The sequence below is a fragment of the Moorena sp. genome (genome assembly GCF_982860115.1).
Genome location: NZ_CEYLVT010000051.1, coordinates 23,973 through 37,480, shown reverse-complemented (window position 1 = coordinate 37,480; position 13,508 = coordinate 23,973). Strand labels below are relative to the sequence as shown.

The following is a 13,508-nucleotide window of genomic DNA, read 5'->3' as shown; positions in this document are numbered from 1 at the left end:
AGTGCGTACTAACAGGATTGTCAGGTTTTCAATTGTTATTATGCACTGCCCACCATATCAGTATATGTAGATGTAGGGTGGGCAGTGCGTACTAACAGGATTGTCAGGTTTTCAATTGTTATTATGCACTGCCCACCAGAGGAGTAATTTTATTAAAAATCTAGTAGATGTAGGCTGGGCAGTGGGAACCAACAGGATTGTGAGGTTTTGAATTGGTATTAGGCACTGCCCACCATATCAGTATATGTAGATGTAGGGTGGACAGTGGATAGCAACAGGATTGTGAGGTTTTGAATTGTTATTAGGCACTGCCCACCATATCAGTATATGTAGATGTAGGGTGGGCAGTGGATAGCAACAGGATTGTGAGGTTTTGAATTGTTATTAGGCACTGCCCACCAGACCAGTAATCTTATTAAAAATCTAGACAAAAAACTCCTATTTTAGAGTTATTTAATGTCGGTATGTCGGGGAGCATGTCACTTTTTAACTTAGGTACATAGATCCCCCCTAACCCCCCTTAAAAAAGGGGGGAATTAGATTCAAAACTCCCAATTCCCGATTCCCCATTCCCGATTCCCGATTCCCGATTCCCGATTCCCCATTCCCCATTTCCTAATAAAAAAAAATTTCTAAAATCCCTTGACAATATATTTATTTATTGATAAATTAATAATGCAAACAAACTCAAGAGATAATTTCAGATGAGTAACAATTTTCCTCCTTCCGACAACCAAGGTGCCTTACCCAAGAAAGCGAAGCTCCTTTTGATCGGTTGTCCTGAAAAGGTTCGCAAAACAATTAATGCGATTTATTCCCTGAAGTATGCCAAGCCGGACGAGTGGAGCACTCCGGAGCCGACCGGAAAGCCTGGTGAGGTTATGACCTTTTTGATTCGATACTTTTACGTAGATTAAGATAGGAGTTTGCCAGGGTTGCCCCCTGGCAAATCAGGAATTGTCAAGGATGTTTGGTGAAGGAGGGTGAAGCAGCATGAAGCAAAATGAGTTGGGATGTTATTGCTTTCCAGCAGTTGCTGACTAACTCGGGAATCATGCCATAATTGAGGTCTGAAATTATCGATTTTGAGCTGTACTTGTGGAAGGTTAAAGTACAGAATTCGGTCAAGGATTGGGGTTAACCCAAACTTGACCGATTTTTTTTTAGGAGTTGGGAGTCGGGAGTGTGGGGAGGCTGGGGAGATAGGGAGATAGGGAGATAGGGAGATAGGGAGTCGGGAATCGGGAGTCGGGAATCGGGAGTCGGGAGTGTGGGGAGAGTGGGAAGTGTAACGTCTATGTTAACGGTTGTTATTACAGAGCCTGCGCCCTACAATAATAAGCGGTAACAAAAATGTGAGCCAGCTGCAATTCCCTCTAGATCAGATAAGGGGATATTTTATGGTTTCCAGAATAGTAATGCTCAATGAATTGTGATAATTTTTGTTCCCTACTCCCTGCTCCCTTTTACCATCAATTCTATGTTCACAACTCAAATATAAACCCTATATCTTTTACCCACCAAGTAAATGACTACTCCTCCCTTAGATGAGGCGCTCAAGACTTACGAAAAAGCCCTTGATAACCTGGAAAATTCAGCATCACCGATGTCTGAAGAGCAAATTATCGCGGTTTTAAATGCTAGGGATTTTGTTCACGCTGCTGGTCAGACACAAGTTTACTATTCTTATCACCAACAAAAAAAGCTTGTTGCCTTGGATGTGCGCCTCAAACAACAAGCTTGGCAGATTAGCCAGGTTATTGATTTTGCTAGCTGGCGAACTAGTTTGAAACCCCCAGACACAGCTTGGTGGTGGCATTTAGACACAGAAGCAGAGCATCCCCGCTGGGAACGGTGGGATTGGTTATGGCGAGGATTGAGCATTGCTGGTTGGACAGTGAACCTCGCTCTGTTAATCGACCTTGTGCCCCGTTTTTTGATGGCAGGCACTGGATTTGGAGGTGCAGCAGCCATTGCTTTTCCCAGTCTCTTGACTTTATTAAAAGCCAGAAGCGAACTAACGGAAACCGGAAAAGAAGGATTTGATAAATTATTAATCAGACTGGGTATTCCCAAGCATTTTCATGCGGAAGCCCAGCTCGGGGCTACGGTGTTGTTACTGGCAATTTTGCTAGGTTTTCGCTTTTGTTTGCCCAATTTTTCTAATCTCTCCCATAAAAAAGGTTTTGAAAACTATAACCAAGGTCAACTAGCCAGTGCTGAAGCCTATTATATGCAAGCCTTAGCTCTCAATCCTGATAATGTCAAAGCTCACTACAGCTTAGCTTTAGTATACGAAGATTTACAACAGTTTGATAAAGCCAGAACTCAATACCAATTCGCCGTAAAAGGCGGTTTTGTGAAAGCCTATAACAACTTAGGTCGCTTGCATATTCTTAACAACAAACCTTCCTTAGCTATCCCCCTACTCTTAGACGGTTTCAATAGATCTGAGGAAGCAAGCATCAAAATTAGATACAACCTGATGAAAAACTTGGGTTGGGCTTTACTCAAGCAAGGGCGAGAGGAGCAAGCAGAACCAATTCTCCGGAGCGCCGTCTTTTTAGGCAGTAGTCCAGAAGGTATTGAAAAAATCAGCAATCCAGGTTCAGCCCACTGCTTATTAGCTCAGGTATATCAAGCACAAAACCAGAAAACCGAAGCCCTGACCCAATGGCAAAAATGTTGTCGTTTGGGTATAAACACGAATCCTGATGAGGATCCGTGGCTGGGCTTAGCTCATCAAAAATTAAAGGAGGAAAATCAATCATGTGGTCAAAACAATGGAAAACCTTAATTGGCTTTCTACTGGGGCTAGGTGTGGTAGTCACTTTGGTCAAACCCGCCCTACCTCAAATCCCAAGCTTTAATCTAATTATCGCCTTGGCTCCTCCAAGTCAAGTCAAATTGCAGAAGCCCCATTGGTCAACGTTTCAACGAGCTTTTATTGGTTCTGTACTCAGGGGGGAAGATAGGCTGTTGGTAGGTCGAAATGCTAAGGTTGAAGTTTTCTGTTCCAACTGGACAAAATGGATAGCACCAAAAGGAAGAGTATCAACGGTTAATGAAGGCTGTCCCTCCCCTGGAGGTGGTAGAATAATTGAATCAGATGACGATACTGGCGATACTAGGGCAGTAAATAATCCAAACACTCCTTACCTATTAAGTCCCAGGAACACATCTTTACTCAACAACCGACCCACCCTACGCTGGCATCCTGTTGAAAGTGCAGAAACTTACTCTGTTAGGGTTCGTGGACAAGCATCAGATGTAGACTGGACCACCAAAACTAAGGAAACAGAAATTGTTTATTCAGGGGAACAGCCTCTACCACCTGGTTATTATTGGTTAATGGTTGAGACTGACAACGGTCAACGTTCTAGAGACGAAGGGGTATTTGGTTTTACCGTACTGGATACAAAGAAAGCCACTACCCTATTAAACGAAGTAAAGGAACTCCAGCAAAAACAGTTAAGTGAAGAAGCAAAAACCTTAGCCCTAGCCCATTTTTACTTCAGCGAAGATTTGAAACATGATGCCATTGAGCTACTAGAAAATAGTATCAAAGATGGTAATCAGTTGGTGGCAACCTATCAACTGCTAGGGGATACCTACAAAAAAGTAGGCTTAAATCGACTGGCAAAGGAGCTTTACCTCAAAGGTTTAGAACTTGCTCAATCAGTATCCGATTTAAACAGTCAAGCGGAAATACAAAAGCGTTTAGTAATTATCACTAGCATTATTGATAGTAAAGAAGAAGCGTTACAATGGTTGGAAAAAGCCCAGGTCAGTTATCGGGCGTTAGGGGATGAATCAGAGGTGCGTCAACTACAACAGCAGAGAATCTGAATTTTACAAGGCAGTTCTCGAGTTTAGTTATTGCGTACAATTATGAGTTTAAATAGGTTAACAAAGCCAAAAATTTGGGTAACAGCTCTAGCTAGCGTCATCACCGTAGCAGCAGTTACGCCCCTGCCCACTGTGGGACAAACTACCATTGCCCAACAACAGCAATCAGAATCAGAAACATTTCAGGAGTGGTCGGTTAATGGTGTTCTAGAGCACAACATTAATCGAAAATATTTTCAGTACCACACCTTTTCCGGAAAAGCTGGAGAAACCATCACCATAGAAGTGAGTAGTAATGAATTTGATAGTTACTTAATTCTAGTTGACCCAGAAGAGAACAAAATTGCTGAAAATGACGATGGAGGAGAAGGAAACCAGGCCAAAATAACCATCAGCTTAACGAGCAGTGGCACGTATACAGTAATAGTCACCAGCTCCAAAGCAGAAGAAACAGGAAGCTATCAACTAAGTGGAAGAGCAGCCACAGTAGAAGAGATTCAACTTAGCAAGGCTGAACAACTGAATCAACAGGCATGGGAACTTAAGCAGCAAGGGAAATACTCAGAAGCGATTGACCTCGCCCAGAAAGCTTTGAGGATTCGACAGCAAGTGCTGGGGGACAAACATCTTTATGTGGGAATTAGTCTCAATAACCTGGCAGAATTATACCTATTAACCCTAAGGTACAAAGATGCTGAATCCAGCTATAGCAAAGCCTTGAAGATATTCAGAAGGTTGCCGATGGAGGAAAACCAATATGTTGCAAACACCTTCGACAATTTGGCGATACTCTACTATTCAATGGGAAAGTACGAAGACGCAGAAAAATCTTCAAAGCAAGCTTTGGAAATGCTCATAAGGTTGCGGGGGGACGAACACCTTGATGTGGCAATTAGTCTCAATAATCAGGGGGAACTCTATAAATCAATGGGAAGGTACAAAGACGCAGAAAAATCTTTAAAGCAAGCTTTAGAGATGAAGAAACGGTTGCTGAGGACAGACGAACACCTATCTCTGGCAATAAGCCTCAATAATCTGGCGGGACTCTACGAATCAATGGGAAGGTACGAACAGGCTGAACCCTTGTATAACCAATCCTTGGAGATGAGGAAACGGTTGCTGGAGACAGACGAACATCTTTATATTGCAGTTAGTCTCAACAATCTGGGTTTACTCTATAAATCCATGGGAAGGTACAAAGACGCAGAAAAATCTTTAAAGCAAGCCTTGAATATGAGGAAACGGTTGCTGGAGACAGACGAACATCTTTATATTGCAGTTAGTCTCAACAATCTGGGTTTACTCTATAAATCCATGGGAAGATACAAAGACGCAGAAAAATCTTTAAAGCAAGCTTTGGAGATGACGAGACGCTTGCGGGGGGACGAACACCCTGATGTGGCAGAAAGCCTCAATAATCTAGCGGTACTTTACGAATCAATGGGAAAGTACCAACAGGCAGAATCCTTGTATAACCAAGCCTTGGCGATGTATAGGCGTTTCCTGGGGAACGAACACCCTTCTGTTGCTACCAGCCTGAATAATCTGGCGGCACTCTACGAATCAATGGGAAAGTACGAACAGGTAGAATCCTTGTATAACCAAGCCTTGGAGATGAGGAGACGGTTGCTGGGTAACGAACACCCAGATGTGGCAGAAAGCCTCAATAATCTGGCTGTTTTACATCATAGTCAAGGAAACATTGAGCTAGCCCTGAAGTTTCTTGAAGAGGGACTAGACATCCAAGAACTCAATTTGGAACGTAATCTCGTTTCTGGTGCTGAAAAGCAAAAACGGGACTACATGCAAACTATCTTTGAGACAAGGGATGAAGCCATTTCTCTACACCTAAACTCAGCTCCTGATCATGAAAGAGCCGCTGGTCTAGCGTTAACCACTATCCTGCGTCGCAAAGGTCGCTTACTCGATTTCTTGACCCATAGTCAGCAACTGTTGCGTCAACGCTTAGATTTCCAAAGCCAACAGTTACTAGACCGACTCAATGATACTCGTACCCAACTAGCTAACCTCACCTACAACCGACCCGATAAGCTTCCCTTTGAACAATACCGTACTCGACTAACTGACCTAGCCAATCAGGAACAAAAACTAGTCGCACAAATTAGTCGGCGCAGTCGTGAATTTGCCCAAATCAATCAACCAGTCACCATCGAAACCATTCAACAACTCATTCCCGATGATACAGCACTGGTAGAATTTGTAGAGTACAAACCCTACAACCCCAAAAAGAGTAGCTGGGGTAGTCCCCGTTATGCCGCCTATGTACTCCGTTCTCAAGGCCCACCCCAAGCCATTGATTTAGGGGAAGTAGATGCTTTGAAACCTCTGTGGGAGAAACTTGAATTATCCCTTCAAACCAAAGAACTTCCCATCCCTCTGTTAAAACAAGCAGCCCGCAATGTGGACGAGAAGCTGATGGCCAAAGTTCGTCCTTTGTTGGGAGATAGCCGCAGGATTTTACTGTCTCCAGACAGCGACCTCAACCTCATCCCTTTTGAAGCATTAGTGGATGAAGACAACCGTTATTTAGTAGAAAGCTATCGTTTTACCTACCTCACCTCTGGTAGGGATTTACTGAGATTATCCAATTCCAATCCCAAGCTCACCCAACCAGTACTTTTGGGAGCACCAGATTTTGAGAATTCGGCTCAAATTAGTGCTCTTGGGGAGGAAAACCAGATAGTAGCAACCCGCAGCTTACGTTACTTAAATCCTTCAGAGTTGAGCTTACCGCCTTTACCTGGTACTCTTGAGGAAGTAAACGCGATCGCCCAGATGCTTGGTGTGGAGCCGTTGTTAGGTGCTCAAGCTAATGAAGCAGTATTAAAACAGGTTAGTCGTCCCAGAATACTACATATTGCTACCCATGGTTTTTTCCAACAGAGACCTGATTCAAAAGAGTTTACTTCAGGGGATAATTTCCTACTTTGGTCAGGGTTAGCATTAGCAGGAATTAAGGACAATAAGCCAGAAAATGATCTAGAAGATGGCATCTTCACAGCCTTAGAAGCAACGGGATTAAATTTATCAGGTACAAAGCTGGTGGTATTATCAGCCTGTGATACTGGCTTAGGCAATATCAGTGCTGGGGAAGGAATCTATGGGTTGCGTCGAGCGTTGGTGATTGCCGGGTCAGAAAGCCAGGTGATTAGTTTGTGGAAGGTGGATGATCGGGCTACGAAGGATCTAATGGTGTCTTATTATCAAGGATTGCAGGATAACCAAGGCCGTTCTGAGGCTTTGCGAAAGATTCAGTTGCAAATGTTAGGAAGTGGAGATTATCAGCATCCCTATTATTGGGCGAGTTTTATTCCTTCTGGGAATTGGCGTTCTATGGCTGGGGAGTTTTATTCCTTCTGGCAATTAGCGTTCTATGGCTGTGGAGTTTTATTTCTTCTGGGAATTGGCGTTCTATGGCGGCGAAGTAGGGAGTCGGGAGTCGGGAGTCGGGAGTCGGGAGTCGGGAGTCGGGAGGATCCCCTAAAATTAGGATTGTAACAAAGCAAAGTAATATCGTTATTTTAGGGCGTTATGGTAAAAAATGCGATTTGATTGGGATAATCACAAAAGTCAACTTTTGAAGGGAGAGAGAAATTTATGAACAATATTTCTATTGAAGAAATTGAACAAAAAATTGAAGCAGGAGAAGACGTTATAGACCGCTATTTTGACTCCACAACAACAAGAGTCGGAACACGGCGTCAGATGACTTCACGAAGAAGACAGGATATAGAAACCACAAAGGTGGAAATTCCTAGCCCTATGCTCACCGAACTCGATAAAATGGCAAAAGAACTCAACATTAGCAGATCTGCTGTGATTAAAATGATGCTAAGACGCGCCCTTGACGAACATTATCTTGCTAAGAAGCAGATGAAATCAGAAATTTAGTGCGATCGCTTTTAGCGGCTCCAAAAACGATTATATAGCAATTATCATAGCTATGAGGTACACGATTTATAGATTTTAGGGAACAGGGAACATTTGTATCTCACTCATGATGATAATTGCTAGAGATTATAGGTTAAAATCCTCGGGATTTATCCCTTTGGCTTTTAATTGCTCCAACAATGCTTTCATACGAATTCGTTCAAGCTCTAAAGCTTGCTCTGCTTGTTCTGCCCGTTGGCGTTCTTGTTCTTTTTCGAGCCTTTCGAGCTCTGCTCGTTGTGATGCATGTTGTTTTTCGAGCCTTTCAAGCTCTAAAGCTTCTTCCGCTTGTTCTGCTCGTTGACGTTGTTGTTCTCTTTGCTCACTAATTTCTAAATAGCTAGCAAAAGGCTCACCATTGGGATAATACAGTACCAATTGAGATGCTACTAACTCAAAGGTAATTCCTAAACGGGGACTCACCCAACCTCGCATCTGGGGGATTGGTTCTAGTTTTTCGGCTGAACGCAACCAGCCTTTTAGTTTTGTCCGATCTGGGTCATAGAGATAGTACTCTTCTACTCCATGGGTCTGGTAAAACTTGAGTTTCTTTTCTTCTAATTCTTTAATAGTGTTGGTTTCTGATGCAATTTCAAAGGTCACTTGGGGATTAAGGTTATCTTCAACCCAGGTCTTGTAGGAACGCCGATGGCCTTTGGGTCTACCGATAACTACCATCACATCAGGGGCTTGGTTGATTTTGGGTTGTCCTTGTATTGGATACCACAACAAATCCCCAGCGATGAATACATTGGGGTCATCTTTGAAGTGGACTTCCAGGCCATACTTAATGGTAGTAATTAGTTCAAATTGAAGGGTATTGTCGGCCATGGGTTTCCCGTCACTTTCGGGATAGAAGATGTCATCGGTGGTGGGAGTAATTTGCTGAATCATAGGAAAAATTTTCACCAAATACTGGAAGCCTATTCTATCTTATCACACCCTATAAAAAACTACCATTTTAACAGATTTTTTGTGAAGCAAACGTGTTATAATTTAATTGGTGCTTGATCTTAGATTCAACAACTAAGGGATGTGTAATGTTTAATTATAGCAATCTCCCCAAGATTTTCCCTTCAATCTCTTGGAAACTATCTTTGGTACCGGTCTCTTCTGTTCTCTTGCTCCTTGGTGCTTGTCAGACTAGTCAAACAATCAACCAAACAGTTAATCGAGGTTTATAAATTCGCTTTCTGGCAGGGAGTGACTTAAAAGATTTTTGCGATCGCAACCGATTTCAAAGCATTAAAAGGTTCAACCAAGGCGCAAATTTGGACATTGATCGGCATTTTGGTCACAGCAGTTGGCGGTTTTGTGGTGGCTGTCGGTGGTTTTGTTATTTCAGGTTTGATCACTCAACCAGGCATAGACGGTTGTCGCGAATGACAAACTCTTTCGGTATTGGTAGTCCATGCAGACTCCGTGCCACACTGCTGGTGTAGGCACCCGATGCATTCAAGATCACGCGGTCACCAACCTCTATTCTTGCCATCTTTTCGTTAAGACAAAAATAATCTGTCTCATAACAGGTACAACCTGCGAGGTCATGCACCAACATCGGTCCTTCTCGGAAAGGGATCTGAGCAACTGCTGGACGTGGTGCCCAGAACATCAAGTTCCAAGCAGAGGTATCCAAAACCACAATGCGATGCCCAGAGGGATGATCGTCTGCTGCTTTGACCTCCGCAACCAGGTAGCCCGCCATCATAGTCAATAGCATTCCTGGCTCAATCACAAGCCGCACGGGTTGCTGGCGCTGGTTGTTGATACGAGTAATGGTTTTATTTACTAAATCCCAAACCCGTTGTGCTTCAGGTTTTTGCAGATGGAACAGGTAAGCCCAACCGCCGCCGAGATTGAGCACTTCAACTTTAGGAAAGATTTCCAAGCAAGATACTAGCAAATCAAGGGTCTGATGTAGATCTGCTTCTGAAAAAGTTTCACCTTCATGAACATGAAGATGGACGACCTCAAGCTTATGGGTTTGTATTAGGCTGTGTAGACCGGAATCTTTTGGATCAACTCCAAATCTACTCCACCTGGTTACTACATTCTTAGCCTTGGAATCTTCGTGAAAAGGAAGGCGAAGTCGAAGCCCAACTCTTTTGTCTGGGTTAGCGCTTTCACACCAGACACGCAACTGAGACAGACTGCACAAATCTGGAATTACACCCTCAGCTGCCAAACGCTTAAGGTCGGCAACTGAGAAGCCTGGTGCTGTAGAGTAGATTGGCCACAGCCCCGCTTCCATGGCAGCCTCTAGCTCTTGTATGGTGGTAATGTCTGCTCCTAGGCCAAGTTTAGCCATATGACGCAACACAGATTGGCAGCGGTTTGCTTTAACAGCCAAACAAAGCTCACTATTCGGAATTTTTCTGAGGTCGTTTCGTAAAGCTGTTACAGTTTCAGTGATGGCATCTAGGTCGTACACAAGTGCCGGGGTGGGAATATCACTGGCAATCTTGAACAATGTCTCAGGAATAGTTGGAATAATTTTCATCCAATTTCTAAATTCAGTTACATCATCTCGCCATCCATCTTTTATTTCTTGGTTGTTATCGTCTTTTGAGATCATGCTACTGCCAAATCTTAATTGTTGTGAATAATTTTTTCTCGTTGCGTCGCACTCAAACTTGATATTACATAACTTTCTGGTAAACCATATATAAATCGTCGGGAGTCGCCTCTTTCCACTTAAAACCTGCCGCATTCATGGTATCTTCTAGAAGTTGGCCGTACACCATTAAGAACTTATGGCGATCGCTAGCAACTATTCTACCTTCTTTTTTGAAACGATAGTCTGTTTCCCAAAAGTACATTTCTTGATTGTCTAGGAAATCGAGATGCTTTTGCTGAGCGTAAACAATGCCGTTGCCAATCTCTTGCTCGCCATCTGCATCAATTTCTTCGGCTTGAATATTAAGTACAAACAAGCCTCCGTCAACTAAATGGCGGGCAATATTGTTTAACATTTTAACGGTGTCCTCAAAATTGGGCAGAAAACTGTATAAGTGGTAATCCTTACCAACCCGACATACACCTGCTGGACCCCCATGGGAATATATGCCATCAAAAGATTCTTGTAGATCCATTGATAACACATTACCTTCTACTACCTTTGCCCGATTTACCAAACGAGCTTTAGCCCGGTCTAACATAGCAGGAGTAAAATCTATTCCAGTTATCTCATAGCTGGGATCTAATTCGAGCAGTTTTTCTGCAAGTAATCCCGTTCCCACCCCTATTTCGAGAAGTTTTTTCCGGCCTTTGAGGATAGAGTCGAGGGACTGAGATTCTTTCGGATAGTCGTAATACCCACTCTTCATAGTGGAGTCATAATACTCGGCAATGTCATCGTATTTATTCATAGTGGTAGCTCTCCTAATGTTATTTTATACTGTTGATTGAAACTGTTTATCAAGCCAAGTTTAGGACAACGCGATCGCTTGGAGCGAAAAATACATTGGGAGTGCAGCTATGATTGAGATACTGCAAAAACTCTGGCTCGAGAATAATATGTTGGCAATCGCCAATTTTGACGGTTAAATAATTAGGGCGATCTAGGCTCTTTTTTGCGCCAAATTTACAGATTACCTGTCCGGGCATAAACTCGACAGTGGTGTGTAGGGATTTGCTCCCAGTTTTACGACACTCCCGGAGCTCGGCCCATGATGCAACGTTTAGGTTTTTTTCAGCGATATAGTTTTTCACCAAGTCATCCATATAACTACCTCAGCCAAATTCTTTGGATGCAGTATTACCAAACTAAGCTAGTATACAATTATTTGGTATTTTTGTAAAAAATATTTTGCAATAAAAGTCAAGGGTATATGACATCACCAATAATCAATTAGGAGTTTAACCCATGAGCGAGACAGCCATAACAATTACTTACTCCTTAGAGGAAGTCTTAAAAGACATAAACGGGAAGCTAGACAGCCTTCAAAAAGATGTCAATAAGATAAACGAAAGACTAATAAAAGTAGAGACACAAGTAGACGCGATTGCAACGGATGTCAAAGAATTAAAAGGTTCAACCAAGGCACAAATTTGGACATTGATCGGCATTTTGGTCACAGCAGTTGGCGGTTTTGTGGTAGCTGTTGGTCGTTTTGTAATTTCAGGTAAACCCTAATTTATTCTCAAAGGATGGATTGGAGCCAGCAGAGATTAGGGATTTATAGTTAGCGTTCGCGTTCGCGCAGCGTCGGCTCTGCCGAAAGCGGTTCTTTTGGAACATCGCATTTGCCAAAAAACCACTATGCTAGCAGCAGATTGATTACCCTTGCCTTGCCATGACTCCAGAATCTGACCCGTTGAGTGAACCCCGTAAAGTCGTGGAAGATACCAATGCGATCGCTAAATTTTTCCAATTTCAACAACACCAAGCCAAATTTAGTACGGAGATTCTGGCGGGAGTAACCACCTTTGTCACCATGGCATACATTCTCGTGGTCAATCCCGATATTTTGTCCAATGCCATTTTTCTCCAACAACCCAAGGATTTGTTTGGGGAACTAGTGATTGCCACCGGGATTTCAGCTGCTTTGGCAACCTTAGTGATGGGACTGTATGCCAAATATCCATTTGCCCTAGCACCAGGCATGGGTCTCAATGCCTACTTTACCTTTTCAGTAGTATTGGGTTTAGGCATAGATTGGCGGGTTGCTCTGGCTGCGGTTTTCATTGAAGGACTAATTTTTATAGTGCTTACGGTTACTGGGGTTCGCCGTAAAATTGTGACTGGAATTCCCGAATGTATTAAACAAGCCACCACCACAGGCATTGGTTTATTTATTGCTTATATTGGTCTCAATAGCTCAGGTATCATTGCTCAGTCTCAGGCAACTACCACTACCTTGGGAGATTTGACTCAGCCAGCCACATTAGTAACCATTGTCGGTATTCTAATTACCTCAGCCTTGATCGCTCGACGCATTACCGGAGCACTGCTGTGGGGTATTCTTGCCACCGCATTACTAGGATGGATTGTGGGGATAGCCCCTTGGCCACAAGGAATTGTTGCCTTACCCCAATGGCCAGGAGATTTACTGGGTCAGGCATTTGTAGGTCTGTCACAGGTGCTTCAGACCAATATCTGGGAACTACTGAGTATTCTATTTGTGCTACTGTTTGTGGATCTGTTTGATACCGTTGGTACCCTAACTGGACTGGGAGTCAAAGCCGGTTATATCAATCAAAAGGGGGAATTTGCCCATGGGTCCCGAGCCTTTATGGCGGATGCAATCGGTACTACTGCTGGGGCAATCTTAGGCACCTCTACAGTAACCACCTATATTGAGTCTGCCTCAGGACTCTTAGAAGGGGGACGCACTGGCTTGACTGCCGTTGTTACTGCCATTTTATTTGCCCTATCCATAGTTTTCATTCCCTTTCTATCTGCCATTCCCAGCTTTGCCACAGCACCAGCCTTAGTCATGGTTGGAGTGTTGATGATCCCAAGTGTTAGAAAAATCCATTGGGACGATCCAGCCGAGTCAATTCCCTCATTTCTCACCATCTTGATCATGCCTTTAAGTTACTCCATTGCTGATGGATTAGCTGTCGGTTTAATAACCTTTCCTCTGTTGAAGGCTTTTCAGGGTAAAGTTCACGAAACAACAATTGCCATGTGGATTTTAGCAACAGTATTTATCCTCAAGTTTGCCTTAGTAGGAGCCTAAGCTATCAGCTATCAGCTATCAGCT

Annotated in this window: 11 protein-coding genes; 7 read left to right on the top strand and 4 right to left on the bottom strand. The window is 43.2% G+C overall.

Annotated elements, in window-relative coordinates:
• Positions 1 to 704 precede the first annotated feature (704 nt).
• The 5 genes from AC4II3_RS11485 to brnA all read left to right on the top strand — a co-directional run bounded on the left by AC4II3_RS11485 (position 705) and on the right by brnA (position 7,761).
• Positions 705 to 917 carry a hypothetical protein gene (locus AC4II3_RS11485; RefSeq protein ID WP_488011107.1) on the top strand — a complete coding sequence of 71 codons (213 nt, stop codon included), beginning with the start codon at positions 705 to 707 and terminating at the stop codon, positions 915 to 917.
• A gap of 611 nt (positions 918 to 1,528) precedes the next feature.
• On the top strand, positions 1,529 to 2,797 hold the full coding sequence (locus tag AC4II3_RS11480) for a tetratricopeptide repeat protein (RefSeq protein ID WP_488011105.1): 1,269 nt from the start codon (positions 1,529 to 1,531) through the stop codon (positions 2,795 to 2,797).
• Positions 2,770 to 3,849 carry a tetratricopeptide repeat protein gene (locus AC4II3_RS11475; protein ID WP_488011104.1) on the top strand — a complete coding sequence of 360 codons (1,080 nt, stop codon included), beginning with the start codon at positions 2,770 to 2,772 and terminating at the stop codon, positions 3,847 to 3,849. The genes AC4II3_RS11480 and AC4II3_RS11475 overlap by 28 nt, the downstream gene beginning before the upstream one ends.
• Positions 3,850 to 3,891: 42 nt before the next feature.
• Positions 3,892 to 7,368: a tetratricopeptide repeat protein gene (locus AC4II3_RS11470; RefSeq protein ID WP_488029129.1), complete on the top strand. Its 3,477-nt coding sequence runs from the start codon at positions 3,892 to 3,894 to the stop codon at positions 7,366 to 7,368.
• Positions 7,369 to 7,467: 99 nt separating this feature from the next.
• A complete protein-coding gene (gene brnA, locus AC4II3_RS11465; RefSeq protein ID WP_488011100.1) occupies positions 7,468 to 7,761 on the top strand; it encodes a type II toxin-antitoxin system BrnA family antitoxin in 294 nt (97 codons plus the stop codon).
• A gap of 126 nt (positions 7,762 to 7,887) precedes the next feature.
• On the opposite strand, the gene AC4II3_RS11460 is transcribed toward brnA, so the two are convergent.
• From AC4II3_RS11460 to AC4II3_RS11445, 4 genes are all read right to left on the bottom strand, one after another.
• Complete coding sequence (locus AC4II3_RS11460) at positions 7,888 to 8,694, bottom strand: Uma2 family endonuclease (RefSeq protein ID WP_488011098.1); 807 nt, start codon at positions 8,692 to 8,694, stop codon at positions 7,888 to 7,890.
• Between the two features lie 457 nt (positions 8,695 to 9,151).
• The gene (locus AC4II3_RS11455) at positions 9,152 to 10,375 is read right to left on the bottom strand and encodes a diaminopimelate decarboxylase family protein (protein WP_488011096.1); all 1,224 of its coding nucleotides are present in this window, start codon (positions 10,373 to 10,375) and stop codon (positions 9,152 to 9,154) included.
• 64 nt (positions 10,376 to 10,439) lie between these two features.
• On the bottom strand, positions 10,440 to 11,168 hold the full coding sequence (locus AC4II3_RS11450) for a class I SAM-dependent DNA methyltransferase (protein WP_488011094.1): 729 nt from the start codon (positions 11,166 to 11,168) through the stop codon (positions 10,440 to 10,442).
• A gap of 49 nt (positions 11,169 to 11,217) precedes the next feature.
• Entirely contained in the window at positions 11,218 to 11,523 is a 306-nt protein-coding gene (locus AC4II3_RS11445; protein WP_488011092.1) for an SET domain-containing protein, read from the bottom strand.
• A gap of 142 nt (positions 11,524 to 11,665) precedes the next feature.
• On the opposite strand from AC4II3_RS11445, the gene AC4II3_RS11440 reads away from it, so the two are divergent.
• Positions 11,666 to 11,935 carry a hemolysin XhlA family protein gene (locus tag AC4II3_RS11440; protein WP_488011090.1) on the top strand — a complete coding sequence of 90 codons (270 nt, stop codon included), beginning with the start codon at positions 11,666 to 11,668 and terminating at the stop codon, positions 11,933 to 11,935.
• A 160-nt stretch (positions 11,936 to 12,095) separates the two neighbouring features.
• Positions 12,096 to 13,484: an NCS2 family permease gene (locus AC4II3_RS11435; protein WP_488011088.1), complete on the top strand. Its 1,389-nt coding sequence runs from the start codon at positions 12,096 to 12,098 to the stop codon at positions 13,482 to 13,484.
• Positions 13,485 to 13,508: the final 24 nt, after the last annotated feature.